At 74.3% G+C, this 14,222-nt stretch carries 14 protein-coding genes; 5 read left to right on the top strand and 9 right to left on the bottom strand.

The window, feature by feature from the left end; all coding sequences use genetic code 11:
• The first annotated feature begins 132 nt into the window (after positions 1 to 132).
• Entirely contained in the window at positions 133 to 1,743 is a 1,611-nt protein-coding gene (locus ACFQBR_RS22920) for an AMP-binding protein (protein ID WP_344180965.1), read from the top strand.
• Positions 1,744 to 1,854: 111 nt separating this feature from the next.
• Positions 1,855 to 2,655: an IclR family transcriptional regulator gene (locus ACFQBR_RS22915; protein WP_344180993.1), complete on the top strand. Its 801-nt coding sequence runs from the start codon at positions 1,855 to 1,857 to the stop codon at positions 2,653 to 2,655.
• A gap of 37 nt (positions 2,656 to 2,692) precedes the next feature.
• Here the strand turns inward: ACFQBR_RS22915 and ACFQBR_RS22910 are convergent, their stop codons facing one another.
• The 3 genes from ACFQBR_RS22910 to ACFQBR_RS22900 all read right to left on the bottom strand — a co-directional run bounded on the left by ACFQBR_RS22910 (position 2,693) and on the right by ACFQBR_RS22900 (position 5,974).
• Positions 2,693 to 3,313, bottom strand: coding sequence for a TetR/AcrR family transcriptional regulator (locus ACFQBR_RS22910; RefSeq protein ID WP_344180963.1), 621 nt, complete (start codon positions 3,311 to 3,313; stop codon positions 2,693 to 2,695).
• 134 nt (positions 3,314 to 3,447) lie between these two features.
• On the bottom strand, positions 3,448 to 4,611 hold the full coding sequence (locus ACFQBR_RS22905) for an alcohol dehydrogenase catalytic domain-containing protein (RefSeq protein ID WP_344180961.1): 1,164 nt from the start codon (positions 4,609 to 4,611) through the stop codon (positions 3,448 to 3,450).
• 124 nt (positions 4,612 to 4,735) lie between these two features.
• Positions 4,736 to 5,974 carry an MFS transporter gene (locus tag ACFQBR_RS22900; protein ID WP_344180959.1) on the bottom strand — a complete coding sequence of 413 codons (1,239 nt, stop codon included), beginning with the start codon at positions 5,972 to 5,974 and terminating at the stop codon, positions 4,736 to 4,738.
• Between the two features lie 124 nt (positions 5,975 to 6,098).
• Here ACFQBR_RS22900 and ACFQBR_RS22895 point away from each other — a divergent pair, with 124 nt between their 5' ends.
• A complete protein-coding gene (locus ACFQBR_RS22895) occupies positions 6,099 to 6,662 on the top strand; it encodes a TetR/AcrR family transcriptional regulator (RefSeq protein WP_344180957.1) in 564 nt (187 codons plus the stop codon).
• Positions 6,663 to 6,707: 45 nt separating this feature from the next.
• Here the strand turns inward: ACFQBR_RS22895 and ACFQBR_RS22890 are convergent, their stop codons facing one another.
• The gene (locus ACFQBR_RS22890; protein ID WP_344180955.1) at positions 6,708 to 8,366 is read right to left on the bottom strand and encodes a glycoside hydrolase family 43 protein; all 1,659 of its coding nucleotides are present in this window, start codon (positions 8,364 to 8,366) and stop codon (positions 6,708 to 6,710) included.
• 503 nt (positions 8,367 to 8,869) lie between these two features.
• Between ACFQBR_RS22890 and ACFQBR_RS22885 the strand changes: the two genes are divergently transcribed.
• Positions 8,870 to 9,784 carry a LysR family transcriptional regulator gene (locus tag ACFQBR_RS22885; RefSeq protein ID WP_344180953.1) on the top strand — a complete coding sequence of 305 codons (915 nt, stop codon included), beginning with the start codon at positions 8,870 to 8,872 and terminating at the stop codon, positions 9,782 to 9,784.
• Positions 9,785 to 9,887: 103 nt separating this feature from the next.
• On the opposite strand, the gene ACFQBR_RS22880 is transcribed toward ACFQBR_RS22885, so the two are convergent.
• Positions 9,888 to 10,976, bottom strand: coding sequence for an epoxide hydrolase family protein (locus ACFQBR_RS22880; protein ID WP_344180951.1), 1,089 nt, complete (start codon positions 10,974 to 10,976; stop codon positions 9,888 to 9,890).
• Between the two features lie 111 nt (positions 10,977 to 11,087).
• On the opposite strand from ACFQBR_RS22880, the gene ACFQBR_RS22875 reads away from it, so the two are divergent.
• Complete coding sequence (locus ACFQBR_RS22875; RefSeq protein WP_344180949.1) at positions 11,088 to 11,567, top strand: MarR family winged helix-turn-helix transcriptional regulator; 480 nt, start codon at positions 11,088 to 11,090, stop codon at positions 11,565 to 11,567.
• Between the two features lie 51 nt (positions 11,568 to 11,618).
• On the opposite strand, the gene ACFQBR_RS22870 is transcribed toward ACFQBR_RS22875, so the two are convergent.
• The 4 genes from ACFQBR_RS22870 to ACFQBR_RS22855 are packed head-to-tail and all read right to left on the bottom strand — an operon-like array spanning position 11,619 to position 14,062.
• Positions 11,619 to 11,948 carry a PRC-barrel domain-containing protein gene (locus tag ACFQBR_RS22870; RefSeq protein ID WP_344180947.1) on the bottom strand — a complete coding sequence of 110 codons (330 nt, stop codon included), beginning with the start codon at positions 11,946 to 11,948 and terminating at the stop codon, positions 11,619 to 11,621.
• Positions 11,945 to 12,331 (bottom strand): hypothetical protein, encoded by a 387-nt coding sequence (locus ACFQBR_RS22865; protein WP_344180945.1) that lies wholly within the window; start codon positions 12,329 to 12,331, stop codon positions 11,945 to 11,947. The genes ACFQBR_RS22870 and ACFQBR_RS22865 overlap by 4 nt, the downstream gene beginning before the upstream one ends.
• Before the next feature lies 1 nt (position 12,332).
• Positions 12,333 to 13,562, bottom strand: a complete 1,230-nt coding sequence (locus tag ACFQBR_RS22860) for an NRAMP family divalent metal transporter (RefSeq protein ID WP_344180943.1) — start codon at positions 13,560 to 13,562, stop codon at positions 12,333 to 12,335.
• Positions 13,559 to 14,062, bottom strand: coding sequence for a hypothetical protein (locus ACFQBR_RS22855; protein ID WP_344180941.1), 504 nt, complete (start codon positions 14,060 to 14,062; stop codon positions 13,559 to 13,561). The genes ACFQBR_RS22860 and ACFQBR_RS22855 overlap by 4 nt, the downstream gene beginning before the upstream one ends.
• Positions 14,063 to 14,222 lie beyond the last annotated feature (160 nt).

Here is a 14,222-nt window from a genome sequence, read left to right as displayed (position 1 = left end):
GCACGGAAGTGATCTACGTGCTGAAACGGTCTGTGTCGGCGATCTGCTCCGATCACGATGCCGACTGGGTCGGCAAAAAATGGAACGCATTCCGGTCCACCACGAAGAGGGGAAGCCTCCATGATCTCCGCGATGCAGACCGAACCCCTGGGGTTGCACCACGTCTTCGAGCGGGCCGAGGCGGTCTTCGCCGACCGCGAGGTCACCGGTCGGGAACCCGGAGGAGTCCGCGGACTGGACTACGCCGAGCTCTTCGCCGGGGCCCGCGGGCTCGCCGAGGACCTGGAGGGGCTCGGACTCCGACCCGGCGACCGGGTCGCCACCTACGCCTGGAACACGCTGGACCACATGCGCGCCTACATCGCCATCCCTGGGGCGGGCATGGTCATGCACACGGTGAACATCCGCCTCGGCGCCGACGAGGTCGCCTACACGCTCGCGCACGCCGGAGACCGCGCGGTGCTCGTGGACGGCGCCCTGTGGGAGTCCTGGTCCGCCGTCGACCTTCCCGACACGGTCGAGCACGTGCTCGTCATGGGGGAGGCCCCCGACCTCCCCGCCGTCCAGGGCGGCGCGGCCGTGCACCGGCTGGAGACCCGGCCGGTCCCCGAGCGGCGGGGCTGGTGGCGCCCGCGCGACGAGAACGAGGCCGTGGGCATCTGCTACACGTCCGGCACCACCGGCCGCCCCAAGGCGGTCGTCTACAGCCACCGGTCGGTCTACCTGCACGCGCTCACGCTGTGCGGGACCGACGCGTTCGCCATCGGCCACCACGACGTGGTGCTGCCGGTCGTGCCGATGTTCCACGCGAACGCGTGGAACCTGCCCTACGCCGGCCTGGTGGCGGGGGCCGGGCTGGCGTTCCCCGGACGCCACCTGGACCCGCTCGGCCTCACCGGGTTCATCCGGGACTCCCGGGCGACGTTCGCCGCCGGCGTCCCCACCGTGTGGGCCGCCGTAATCAGGGCGCTCCACGAGGGGCGGGCGCCAGGAGACGCGCTGGCGACCATGGACCGGATCGTCATCGGCGGCTCCTCCGCCCCGGAGAGCCTGCTCGACGCGCTCACCGGCCTCGGGATCCGGCCCGTCCACGCCTGGGGCATGACCGAGTGCTCGCCGGTCGGACTGGTCGCGTCGGAACCGTGCACCCCCGACTGGGCGGTGCGTTCGGCCGCCCGGCGCACGCAGGGCCGACCCCTGCCGGGCCTGGCCGTGCGCTCGTCGGCGGAGGGGCGCGAGGCCGCCCGCGACGGCGCCGCGGTGGGGGAGCTGGAGATCAGCGGCCCCTTCGTCGTCGACCACTACCACGCCCCGGAGAAGGACGACAGCGCCTCCTTCACCGCTTCCCCCGACGGGCGCCGCTGGCTGCGCACGGGGGACATGGTGACGGTCGACGCCCGGGGATACGTGACCCTGGTGGACCGGGCCAAGGACATGGTCAAGTCCGGAGGGGAGTGGATCTCCTCGGTCGACCTGGAGAACAGGCTGGCCGCCCACCCGCGGGTGAACGAGACCGCCGTCATCGCGGTCCCCGACGAGGTCTGGGGAGAGCGGCCCGTCGCCGTCCTCTCGAGCACGGACGGTGAACCGATCGACCCCGACGAGCTGCGGAGCTTCCTCGGGGCGCAGGTCCCGCGCTGGCAGCTGCCCGACCGGTTCGTGGTGGTGGACGAGGTGCCCAAGACCGGCGTGGGCAAGTTCGACAAGAAGCGGATGCGCGCGGAGTACGGCCATGGGCGCTGAACCGGCGGGAGGCCCCGCACCCGGGGCCCGGACACGGTGGCGGGAGCGCCGCGAACCGGCCGTTACCCTGTCATCGACGACGGAGCGTGCTAGGAGGTCTCCTCAGTGGCGATGATCGACGGTGAATCGGCCGCTGATTCCAAGGGCACGGTCAACGCGGTGCTCCGTGCCTGCCGGCTCCTGGAGTGCTTCACCCACGAACGGCCCGCGCTCACGCTCGGTGAGCTGGCGGAGCGGACCGGCCTGAACAAGGCCACCACGCACCGCCTCCTGGCCACGCTGGTGCAGGCCGGCTGGGTCAGCCAGCGCGCGGACGGCGCCTACAAGGTCAACATGAGGCTGTTCGCGGTGGGGTCCGTGGCGCTGGCCGAGCTCAACCTGCGCGACGAGGCCGCACCGCTGCTGCGGGACCTGTCCGCGCGCTTCGGCCACACCGCCTACCTGATGGTGCCCTCCGAGGACGGGGCGGTCTGCATCGACCTCGTCGAGGGCGCCGGGCCGCTGACCGTCAAGCAGATCACCGTCGGCAGCGTGCTGCCCTTCCACACGGCGGCGGGGCCGATGACGATGCTGGCCCACTCCTCCGCGCTGCGGGAGCGGTGGCTGTCCCGGCCGCTGCGCAGGTACACCCCGCACACCCTGACCGACGCGGAGGTCCTGCGGGGTGAGCTGAAGAAGATCGCGTCCGAGGGCTACACCGTCAGCGACGAGGACTTCCTCCAGGACGTGGGCGCCGTGGCCGCCCCCGTGTTCGACTCCTCCGGGGACCTGGCGGCCACGGTGAGCCTGGGCGGCCCGGCCACGCACTTCCGGGGCACGGGCCTGGTCGGCGTCATCGCGGCCGTCCGCGAGGCGGCGGCCGAGCTTTCGCACCAGCTGGGGGCCCAGGGGCGGGACCCCGCCGGGGGCTGAGGGCCCCGGGGCGGCTCCGGCCCCCGGGAACGGGACGCTACCGGGAGCTCCGGTCCCCGGGGCGCTCCCCGGCCCCCTGGCCGGTCGCGGCCCGGACGAGGGGGACCAGCTGTGCCTCGACGGCGTCCAGAGCGGCGGTGGTGCGCCGGGCGCGGCACATCGCGACGGCTCCCTCCGCCGCGGCGACGGTGAGCGCCGCCAGTTGCTCGGCCTGCTCGGGCTGTGCTCCGTGCTCGCGGAGCGAGGCCGACAGCAGGCTCTGCCAGGAGTCGAAGGCCTCGGCCGCCGCCTCCAGGGCCGCGGGCCGCTCCCCGGCGGGCGGCTCCTCGACGGACACGGCCAGGACGGGGCAGCCCGTCCGGTGGTCGCTGTCGCGGAGGAGTGTGCGCCACAGGTCCAGGTAGGAGCGCAGCCCGGCCACGGGCCCCTGGCGCAGGGCGCGCCGCAGGCCCGCGGCGACGGTGTCGCCGGCGTGGCGCACGGCCTCGGCCGCCAGCTGGCCCTTGCCGCCGGGAAAGTAGTGGTAGGTCGAACCCAGCGGCGCACCGGCGTGCTTGGCGGTCTCCCGGATGCTCGTGGCGTTCAGTCCGCGGCGGCCGAGCATCTCGGCGGCGCCGGCCACGATCCGCTCCCTCGGGGAAAGATCGTTCGTGCTCACGTGGGAAACCCCCCGGCTCGTCACGGCAGCCGTCACAGCCTACTCCGCCTCCTCCGGGTGCGGTTGCCGAGGCTTTCGCCGGGCCGGGGCGCGCACACGCGCACGCTCCGGTCCGGGGAGCGGAGCGGGCCTCCTCACGGTGCGGGTTCGGAGGCCAGGAGCGGCGCGCGGCGCAGCACGAGCTTGGTGGTGCGCCGCGCGTAGGCCTGCGGGGCCTGCTCCCAGTCGGCGGTGAGCGTGGTGACCCGTTCGGCCTCGAAACCTGTGCGCTCGACGAAGTCCAGCAGTTCCCGCAGCACCGCACGGGGGTGGGAGACCCCCAGGCGCAGGGTGGAGTCGTTGGCGTACATCTGCATGAGCGGCACCCGGGTGGCCGGGGCGACGTAGTAGCCCACGGCCGTGCACACCCCGCCCGGGGCCAGGGCTCGCACGGCCCGCTGCAGGCCGCGCGAGTTCGAGGTGGCCTCCACCGTGACGTCGTAGCCGCCGCGGCGGGGCCGGGTCCCGGGGGCGTTCAGCGGTCGGGTCCGGGCGCCGAAGGACTCGGCGATGGTGCGTCGGCCGGGGGAGTCGTCGAAGTAGTCGACCTCACCGGCGCCCAGGGCCACGGCGAGCCCGGCCGCGTACAGGCCGATGCTCCTGGCGCCCCCGCCCAGGACCAGCACCGTCCCGCCGGGGCGTGCCGCCAGGGGACCGGCGACCGTGCGCCAGGCGTCGGCGAGGTTGTCGCTCGCCGCAGCCACGCGCGCGGAGGGCACGCCGTCCGGGACGGGGACCAGCATGTGGTCGGCGAAGGGGACCCGGAAGGAGTCGGCGACCATGCCGCCCCACTCCCCGCTGGCGGGGCCGAACCCGTAGGCGGCGAGGGTGGAGCGGGCGGTGGTGGCGCACTTGGAGGTCAGCCCGCGGCGGCACCGCTCGCAGGTGCCGCAGGAGACCGACCAGGGAACGACGACCCGGTCGCCCGGACGCACGGCCCGCACGTCCGGGCCCGTTTCCAGGACCTCGGCGACGCATTCGTGGCCGATCCCGAAGGGCCCCTGGAAGGGGACCCGCCCGCAGATGCTCCCCACCACGGGGTCGACGGCGCCCAGGGCCATCCCGGCCTGCATGGCGCGGGAGACGGGCCGGTGGACGGGCAGGGTGTCGCCGTCGCAGCGGCCGGCCAGGAAAGGCCGCACGATCGCGTCGGTCCCCCCGCTCAGTGCCGGGGCCGGGCGCTCGCCCCACTCCAGCACCCCTGAACGGCGGAAGAGCAGCTCCCGCACGGTGGTCTCGCGGGCAGGGCTGTGGTGCATGGACGCCTCCGGGGCGGCAGGGGAGAACCTGGGCTTATAACGAACGTTATAACAGTGGGCGGCGGCCCCCGACACGGAGGGCCCGAGCCCCGGGGAACACGCCCGGCGGCACGGACGGAGCGTCTCAGCGCGGGAGGCCGTCCCGGTGCTCCCCGGCCCCCGTACCGGCCCCGCCCCGTTCCGCGTCGGCGTCCGCCGCCTCGCGGGGCCGGGCGGCCGAGGAGAGGAGGCCGGCGACGGCGACGAAGACCAGGGGCACGACCAGGGCCCCGCGCAGGCCGTACGCCTCGCCCAGGAAACCGAGCACGGGCGGCCCCACCAGGAACGCCACGTAGCCGAGGGTCGCCACCAGCGCGACCCGGGCCGCAGAGTCGGGCCCGGAGTCGCCGGCCGCGGACAGGGCCACGGGGAAGCCCAGGGACGCCCCCAGCCCCCACAGGACCACGGCTGCCGCGGCCAGGACCTGGCTGTCCGCGCCGGCCACCAGCCCCATCCCCACAACTCCGGCGACCGCGCTGGCGGCGAGCACCGCGACCCGGCCGAAACGCGCCAGGAAGTACCCGCCGGCGAAGCGTCCGACCGTCATCGATGCGGCGAACACGGCATAGACCATCGACCCCGCCGCCGGGCCGAAGCCGTGGCCGTCGACCATGATCAGGGGCAGCCAGTCGTTGGCGGTGCCCTCCGCCAGGGCCATCGCGAGCACGATGACGCCGATCAGAACCAGGCCCGTGTCCTTCCACGGGGCGCGTCCCGGTCCGGTGCCGCGGTCGTCGGCGCGAGGGTGCGCCCTGCCGGTGCCGGCGGGAACGGAGCCGAGGACCGCGGTCGAGGCGGCCAGGGCCAGGAGGCCGACGATCCCCAGGTGCCACGCGACGGGGAAACCGGTCGCGGTGAACGCGATGCCGGCGACCGCGCCCACCACGGTGCCGAGACTGAAGAAGCCGTGCAGGCGCGGCAGCAGCGGCTCGGACAGGGCCTTCTCCACCTCGGCGCCCTCGACATTCAGGGCGATCTCCCCGCCGCCCATGCCCAGGCCGAAGAGGAACAGACCGAGCGCGACCAGCACCGGGGCCGACAGGGCCGCGCCCGCTCCGATGACGGGCATGCTCAGGACCAGTGCTGCGGTGCCGAAGACGATGATCGGCCGGGCGCCCAGGCGGGCGACGAGCGGTCCCGTGGCGAGGATGCCGAGCATCGATCCGGCCGAGAGGCCGAACAGGACCAGCCCCATCTCGGCGGTGGAGGCCCCCAGCGCGTCGCGGATGGCGGGGGTTCGGGTGACCCAGGACGAGATCCCCAGGCCGGGGAGGAGGAAGAGCGTGCACAGCGCGAAGCGCCGGCGTCTCATGGCGGTGTCCACGAAGGGGGTTCCTAGCGGTGAGCCGGGCAGAAGAGTGTACAAAAGTACATACTTTACCCGGCGGCCACCACGGGGCCCGGACAGGGGTGCGGGCCCGCCACAATGGTGGCGGGAAGGGGGAGGCATGGGCGGATCACGGCGGGTGGGCAACGACCCGCAGCGCAAGGAGCGCATCCTCGCGGCGGCCCTGGAGGTGATCGCCGAGCGCGGCGTGCACAGGACCACCCACCGCGCGATCGCCCAGCGGGCCTCGGTACCCCTGGGGTCGCTCACCTACCACTTCGACGGCCTGACGGAGATCCTGGAGCAGGCCTTCGCGCACCTGGCCCGGACCATGGCGCGCTACTACGGCGACAGGATGGCCGCGGCGAACAGCCGGGCCGAGGCGTGCGAGGCCGTGGTCGACCTCATCTGCGGCCCCGGGTACGCCACCCCCGGGCAGTTCGTGCTGCTCTTCGAGATGTACTCCTACGCCAACCACAACGACGCGGTCCGGGAGGCCGCGCGCGCGTGGATGGGCGTCAGCCGCGGCTTCCTGTCCGCGCACTTCTCCCCGGAGGCCTGCCGGGCGCTGGACGCCCTGGTCGAGGGGTGGTCCCTGCACCGGCACTTCGAGCGGGACGGCGGGGGCCCGGACCGCGCCCTGGTCTCGGCGACGGTGACCGCCGTCGCCGAGCGGCTCGGCTGACCCGCGCCGCGTCCTCCGCGGGAGCGCCGACGCCGCGAGGAGGTGTCAGAGCCTCCCGTCCGGTCGCGCCGGGGGCCGCAGCCGGTAGGTCGCCTCGTCGAAGTCGGCGTGCAGGCCCTGCCCGCCCAGGTCCCAGACCCACAGGCCGACGAAGGCGCCCGTGAACCCCATGGTCCGGAGCCCTCCGTCCTCGATCTCCTCGGCGTGCTCGTCCGAGAGCACGGTGGCGTCCAGCCACGGTCCCAGGGGGTTCCACCTCCCGCCGATGTCGCGGCGGAAGCGCAGGCGGGGACCGTCCACGTCCACGCCCAGCCGCGTCCGCCCGCCCGTTCCGGGGGCGAGGACCTCGGCCCCCTCCAGGGTCACCCGCCCCCGGTCGCAGGCAGCCACCCCCAGCACCTGCCGTCCCGCGTCGTCGGCGCTGCGGTACGCGAAGAACCAGTTCCGGGTGTTGTAGTAGGCGGTGAGCCCGGCCAGGTGGCGGGTGTCCGCCGGCCGGTACTCCATGGTGGTCTCGAACGAGCAGTGCGGGGAGCTCACCCGCCGGGCGACCAGGCTCGTGCCGACGAGGCTCTGCGGTGAGCGCCCGCCCCGCACCCGCAGGTGCGAGCGCCGCGCGGCCGTGGTGACCCAGTCCCGGGTCGCGGGGCGGCGCAGCGTGGACCAGTGCGGCCCGAGCACGGCGCCGTCGAAGTGGTCGGTGCCCTCCCCGTGGACGTCCGGGACAGGGGCGCCGCCGCCTGCCTCCCCGGCGGCCCGGGGGACGGCGGGCGCGGGGATCCGCGTTTCCGGCCGCCCGCCGGGTACCCGGGGCCAGCCCTGAGCGGTCCAGGTGACGGGTGCCAGCGCGGTCTCGCGGCCCAGGACGCACGGGCCGCGCCGCCCCAGGGGGCGGGCGACGAGGTAGGCGAGGTAGGTCTCCCCGGCGGGGGTGTCCACCAGGCAGCCGTGCCCGGCCTTCTGCAGGGGCAGGTCGGGCCGGTCGTGGGCGGTGATCAGCGGGCCCTCGGGATCGCGTTCGTACGGCCCGGCCAGGTTCCTGGAGCGGGCGGCGGTGACGCGGTGCCCGTAACCGGTGCCCCCGTCCGCGGTGAGCAGGTAGTACCAGGAGCCGATGCGGCGGATCCGGGGGCCCTCGACCCAGTGCTCCCCCTCCGGGAGCGCGATCCGGACCGGCGGCCCCGCCAGTGTCCGTGCGCGGCGGTCGTAGCGGACGGCCTCCAGCCCCGAGGAGCCCCCGTGGCCGGGGCGCCAGTCGTGCGCCAGGCTCACCAGCCAGCTCTCGTCGCCGTCGTGCAGGAGGGCCGCGTCGAACCCGCGTGCGTGCAGGGGGACCGGGTCCGACCAGGGCCCGTGGATCGTCGGCGCGGTCACGAGGAGGTTGGGACTGTCGGTGAAGCCGCCGGCGTAGGACGTGACGTTGCTGTAGACGAGGTGGAACAACCCGTCGGCGTGGCTGAGGTCGGGGGCCCACACGCCCCCCGAGTCCGGGCGGCCCGCCAGGTCGAGCCACGGCGGGCCGGGCAGGGCCCCGCCCAGGGGGCGCCACCGCGCGAGGTCGGTGGAGTGGTGCAGGCGCACGCCCGGGTACCACTCGAAGGTGGAGGTGGCGAGGTAGAAGTCCCCGCCGACCCGCAGGACGCAGGGGTCCGGGTGCGACCCCGGAAGGACCGGGTTGAGCACGGTCACCGGTTCGGACGGCATGGGGGTCCTTTCCGCACCACTGGTTCGGCGGGGCGCTCGGCGCGCCTCCCGCGACCGGGGCGCGGGAGGCGCCCGGTCGGCCGATCCTAGGCCCGCGCGGAGCGGAGGGCGACAGCTGCGGCCGACTGCCGTGCGCGCCCCGGTCCCTTCAACGGCGGGGGCGGCCCCGCCCTCCGCCGGGCGCCCAGGGCCCCTCGCACGCCACCCTCGACGCCTCCTCGGGCCGGCCGTCCTCCAACAGCCACACGATCACGTGGAGCTGCTCCCGGTAGGCGGTTTCCGCGGACCCGGCCGACGGCCGCCGCCACGCCTCTAGCATGGCCCGTAGCCCGCCCGGACGGCGCGCCGCCGACCGCGGCCACCGCCACCGGCCGTCCCGTGTGACCACCATGGACCTCTCCCTCCGTGCTCGCCCGGAGCCGCCCGGGGCAGCGGCTCCCGGGAATTCTCGCCCACGGGCCCGGAGCTTGCGTTGAGGCCGGACGAAGAGGGGTGCCCAGAAGATGAAGGCAGGACCGATGGGGGTGGCCGACCTGAGCGACCTCGCGCTGCTCGTGGAGGTGATCGAGGCGGGTTCCATCACGGACGGGGCCCAGCGGTGCGGGATATCGCTGTCGGCCGCCAGTGTCCGCATCACCGCGCTCGAACGGCACTACGGGCTGCGGCTGCTCGACCGCCGCCACCGGGGGGTGACGCCGACCCCGGCCGGCGAGGCCCTGGCAGCGAGGGGCCTGGTCCTGCTCGACGGCGCCCGGGAGCTGGAGGCGGGCATGGCCGCCCGCGCCCGGGGGCTGGAGAACAGCGTCAGGCTGGCGACCAACAGCTCCGCCGCCGACGCCCTCACCGAGTTCCTCGCCGCCACGCTCAACCGCCTGCCCAACACCGCGGTCACCCTGGTCGAGCTGAGCAGCGAGGCGGCCGTCGCCCACGTCCTCGACGGGCTCTCCGACATCGCGGTCGTCTCCTCGGTGCCCGCGGGCGCGGCCTGCCAGACCCGCCGGCTGTGGGACGACGACCTCGTCGCCGTCGGCCCGGCCTCCTCCCCGCCCCGGAGGCCGCTCCGTCTGGCGGACCTGCTCCGCGAACCCGTGGTCGGCCTCCTGCGGGGAAGTCCTCTGCAGGACCTCGTCGACCGGCAGGCTCACGCGGTGGGGACAGAGCCCGCCTACCGGGTCCGACTGCCCTCGCTCGGGGCCGTCTGCGCCGTGGCCTGCACCGGTGTGGGGTACGCCGTGGTGCCGCGGGGGGCGGCCCGGCGCCACGGTGTCTCTCCCGCGTCCCTGTACGAGTTGGACGAACCGTGGGCGCCGCGGCACGCCGTCCTCGTCGCGGCGGACTTCTCCACCCTCACCGAGGGCACGGCGGCGTTCGTCCACCACCTCCTGGAGCACGGTCCGGCCCTGGATGAGGAGGGGTAGGGCCCGCGCCGCTGTCGGGACGCGGCGGCGGGAGGAGGACGCGGCACAGCGAAACGCACAGGCGCCCCCCGGAGGGCGCGCGGGCCCGGCGCGGCGGCCGGAGTCAGTCCTTCCCGAGGAGGGCCAGGAAGAACTCCCGGACGTCCCGGGCGAGCAGGTCCGGCACCTCCATCGCGGCGAAGTGGCCGCCGCGCTCGAACTCCGACCAGTGCCTGATGTCGTACAGCCGCTCGGCCAGCGGTCGCACCGACTGCGTGATGTCGTGGGCGAAGACCGCCACGCCGACCGGTACCGGACACGGCTCGGTCCGCCGCCGGGCGTCGCGGTGCAGCCGTGCCGAGGAGGCCGCGGTGGCCGTCAGCCAGTACAGCGAGACGCCGGTGAGCATCCGCTCGTCGTCGACGGGCGAGAGGGGGTCGGTCCACTGGGCGAAGCGCTCGGCGATCCAGGCCAGCTGGCCGACCGGCGAGTCGGTCAGCGCGTAGCCGATGGTCTGCGGGGTCGCGGCCTGCAGGGCCTGGTACGGCGGGCGGTTCGCCATCAGGTGCCTGACCTTGTCCAGCCGGGCCTCGTCCTCCTCGGACAGCTCGATGCCGGCGTCCGGGGCCGGCCTGGTCGGCAGGTAGTTGACGTGCACCCCGACGACCTGTTCGGGCGCCACCGCGCCGAGCGCGGTGGAGATGCCCGACCCGAAGTCGCCGCCCTGCGCCCCGTAGCGCTCGTACCCCAGGCGGCGCATCAGCTCGGCCCAGGCCCGCGCGATCCGGACCGTGTCCCAGCCGCGCTCGCGGGTCGGCCCGGAGAAGCCGTACCCCGGGATGGAGGGGATCACCAGGTGGAAGTCGCGTGAGAGCGGTTCGACGACGTCGAGGAACTCCAGGAACGAGCCGGGCCAGCCGTGGGTGAGGACCAGCGCGAGCGCGTCCGGTCTCGGGGAGCGGACGTGGACGAAGTGGACGGTCTGCTCCTCGATCTCGGTGGTGAAGTGCGGGAGCTCGTTGAGCGCGGCCTCGTGCTCGCGCCAGTCGTAGCGGGTGCGCCAGTGCTCGGCCAGTTCCCGGAGCCGTGCCAGCGGGAAGCCGTAGTCCCACCCGGCGTCGGCGACCTCGTCGGGCCAGCGGGTGCGGGAGAGCCGGTCGGCCAGGTCGTCGAGGTCGGCCTGGGGGATGTCGATGCGGAACGGCTTGATCATGGTCCTGGCTCCGGGAGTTCATTGGCGAGCTGAATGTTTGACCGCCAAACGTTTGGGCCACGAACGGTAGCATAATCATTGGAGGCACCAACGGTTCGTTAGACTCCAGGCATGGAGAACCCACCGGAGAAGACGCCCGCGGCCTGGGAGGGCACGCCCAGCTGGCTGCTCACCCAGACCGCCCACCACGCGCACCGTCTGGTGGCCGACGGGTTCTCGTCCGTGCGCGCCCGCGGCTACCACTACCGCCTGCTGGCCACGCTGGAGGAGTCCGGCGCGGCCAGCCAGGCCGAACTGGGACGCCGCAGCGGCATCCACGTCAGCGACATGGTCGCGACGGTCAACGAGCTCTCCGACCGCCGGCTGGTCGAGCGGGCCCTGGACCCCGCCGACCGGCGGCGCAACATCGTCTCGCTGACCGCCGCGGGCAGGAGGCAGCTGCGGGTGCTGGAGGGGCAGCTGGCCCGGACCCAGGAGGAACTGCTGGCCCCGCTGGGGCCCGAGGAACGGCAGGTGCTGACCGGGCTGCTGGCCCGGCTGCTGGAACACCACGACCGGCGGAGCGGCGCATCCGGGGAGGCACGGCGCTGACCAGGGCCCGGGCCTCCCCGGAGAAGCACGGGGCCGGTGCCGCGACACCGGTCAGGGCCGTCCGCGCCACCCGCGGGGCAGTGCCCCGCGCTCCACCGCGATCTCGACCCTGTCCTCCTCCACGACCACGACGTCCTCCCACCGGACGTAGCGCTCGTGGCGCCGCAACCACCCCAGCAGATGCCTCCAGGGGGTGGGAGCCTCCAGGGAGTCCCCGAACCCGAAGCGTCCGGCGAGCGCGGAACGCCCCGCGACCAGTCCCAGGACGGTGTACGCGCCCCCGCTGTGCCGGACGACGATGTCCTGGACAGAACCCGCGTCCTTCCCGGTGCAGTCGACGATCCGCAGCCCCAGGAGCGCGCCCGCGCGCAGCCGGCTCACCGCCGCCCCCCGGGAATGCGGCCGATGAGGTGGCGCGCCACCCACGCCTCCAGGGGGCGCATCCCCGGCGGGGCGTCCGTGGACAGCACCGTGGTGGGGGCGAACTCCTCGACGTCGGTGAGCGGGATCCTGGTGGGCGCCTCCTCCGGCGGGCGCATCCGTTCCAGGACCGTCTCCCAGAACCGGCCGAACCGCCCGGCGATCCGTCCGCCGAGGGAGGCCGCGTCGATGATCAGGGCCGTCATGGCCGGCGCCTCTCCCTCCCGCCAGGTGAACTCCACGTCGTCGACCTTGCCCAGGTTCTCGCCCCGGCGGTCGACCACCTGGCGGTCCAGGACGGTGAACCCGATCCGGAAGATCGTTCCGTCCGCCTCGTCGGACATCTCACTGCCCCGCTTTCGTGTAGAGCATGAGGGGGATGGCGGCCACCGACACCACGCACAGCAGCACCAGGTAGACCGAGGCCAGGACGTTGGTGAAGCGCGAGTTGACCTGGTCGCCGAGGTAGCCGCGGTCGTTGGCCACGACGAGGATCGGCAGGTAGGTCAGGGGCAGGGCCGCGGCCGAGAAGACCAGGCTGTACTCGGTGACGGTGATGGGGTCGACCCCGGTGAGGACGAAGAGGGTGCCGCTCAGCAGGCTCACCATGATGACGAGGTGGAAGTAGGGGGCGCTCGCCGGCGGCAGTGTCTTCCCCCAGTGCCAGCCGAAGTACTGGGCGACGCCGTACCCCGCCGCCAGGCCCGACTCCAGTGCGGCGCCGAAGGTGGCGGCGAAGAACCCGAGTATCACCACGATCAGTCCCAGCCTGCCCAGGGTCGAGACGACGGGGAGCGCGACCTGTCCCAGGTCGGACACCTGGACCCCGGCGGGCATGAGCAGGACGGCGGCGCAGCCCATGATGGCGAGGGACAGCAGCCCTCCCAGGGGGAGGCCGAAGAAGACGTTGAGGCGCGCGGTGGCCAGATCCTCGGAGGTCCACTTCTCCTCGACCCCGCCCGAGGAGAAGAAGAGGACGGTGTAGGGGGTCATCGCGGCCCCGAACAGGGTGATGGCGTAGTACCACCACACGGCCGTCCCCTCGTTCGGCGGCGGGGAGAAGGACACCGCCTCCGTGAGGAGCACCCCCAGGTCCGGGCCCATCCTCCACAGGGCCACGCCGAACACGACGAGGGCCAGGCCCAGGAGGCCGTAGGTCTTCTCCATGTACGCGAAGGGCAGCCGCCACAGCACGATCCAGACGAGGAACCCGACGACCGGCACCCACAGCAGGTAGTGGATGCCGCTGGCGAGCTCCAGGGCCAGCGCGATACCCCCCATCTGCGCGGACAGGGTGAGCAGGGTGATGAGGTAGGAGGCCAGGAGGTTGACGAGGCCGACCCGGGCGCCGAGCCGTTCGCGCACCAGGTCGAAGGTCCCGCGCCCGGTGGCGGTGACCACGCGGGCGGACATCTCGGTGAACACCATCAGCCCGACCACGCCGACGGGGACGACCCAGGCCAGGGTCATCCCGAAGCGGGAGCCGACCACGGAGTTGGCGACCAGGTCGCCGATGTCCAGGAAGCCGCCGATGGCGGTGAGCAGGCCCAGGGTGAAGGCCGCCAGCCACCTCACGAGAGGGAGTCCTCGAGGTCGGAGAGCCCGGACGAAACGGCAAGGAGGGTCTGCCCGGCGGCCTCGACCGCGGCGCTGTCGTCCCTCTTCAGGGCGATGCGCAGGTCGGCGAGCGCGTTCACCGCGGTGTCGCAGAGGGGGGAGAGCTCCGCCCGCAGGGCGTCGGACCCGGCGGTGGGCGGCTGGCGCGTCCCGAAGGTGTCGGCGATCGAGCGGGCGGCGTCCTCGGCGTCCTCGGCGGTGGTCTCCGCGTAGGGGGAGAACGCCCTGTCGCCCCGGTGGATCTCGACGAGCAGGACGCCCGTCCCGACGGCCGAGAGGAGGTCCGTGACGGTCTGCTCGGCGGCGTCCCGGTAGGAGCCGGCGGTCGGGGTCGGGGCGGTGCAGCCGGTGACCAGGAGCAGCAGGACCGCCACCAGGGCCAGGACGGGGGCGGTGGGCTGCGCCGGGGGCCGGCCGGTGCGACCGGGCTCATGGGAGGGCGAACGGGGCTGGAGCACTCCACGACCATAGCCATCGGTGGCGGGAGAATCACCCAGAGCGACGGACGGGGCGTGTCGGGGCGGGGGAGGCACGGCGCCCCGGGACGGTTCCACTCCCGCGGCTCCCGGTCCTGCGCTCCGGCCGCCCGCCGGGTGACGCGGACGGGGCGGGGGAAGG

This window comes from Nocardiopsis tropica (genome assembly GCF_042660575.1).
In the GTDB taxonomy this organism is placed as follows: domain Bacteria; phylum Actinomycetota; class Actinomycetes; order Streptosporangiales; family Streptosporangiaceae; genus Nocardiopsis; species Nocardiopsis tropica.
The sequence above is the reverse complement of the archived record's forward strand: the minus strand, read 5'-3'. Positions and strand labels throughout refer to the sequence as shown.

Excerpts from the sequence above, each read along its gene's own strand:
- ACFQBR_RS22920 (WP_344180965.1), top strand. The coding sequence starts at position 133 with ATGCAGACCGAACCCCTGGGGTTGCACCACGTCTTCGAGCGGGCCGAG.
- ACFQBR_RS22915 (WP_344180993.1), top strand. The coding sequence starts at position 1,855 with ATGATCGACGGTGAATCGGCCGCTGATTCCAAGGGCACGGTCAACGCG.
- ACFQBR_RS22905 (WP_344180961.1), bottom strand. The coding sequence starts at position 4,611 with ATGCACCACAGCCCTGCCCGCGAGACCACCGTGCGGGAGCTGCTCTTC.
- ACFQBR_RS22895 (WP_344180957.1), top strand. The coding sequence starts at position 6,099 with ATGGGCGGATCACGGCGGGTGGGCAACGACCCGCAGCGCAAGGAGCGC.
- ACFQBR_RS22890 (WP_344180955.1), bottom strand. The coding sequence starts at position 8,366 with ATGCCGTCCGAACCGGTGACCGTGCTCAACCCGGTCCTTCCGGGGTCG.
- ACFQBR_RS22885 (WP_344180953.1), top strand. The coding sequence starts at position 8,870 with ATGAAGGCAGGACCGATGGGGGTGGCCGACCTGAGCGACCTCGCGCTG.
- ACFQBR_RS22880 (WP_344180951.1), bottom strand. The coding sequence starts at position 10,976 with ATGATCAAGCCGTTCCGCATCGACATCCCCCAGGCCGACCTCGACGAC.
- ACFQBR_RS22875 (WP_344180949.1), top strand. The coding sequence starts at position 11,088 with ATGGAGAACCCACCGGAGAAGACGCCCGCGGCCTGGGAGGGCACGCCC.
- ACFQBR_RS22865 (WP_344180945.1), bottom strand. The coding sequence starts at position 12,331 with ATGTCCGACGAGGCGGACGGAACGATCTTCCGGATCGGGTTCACCGTC.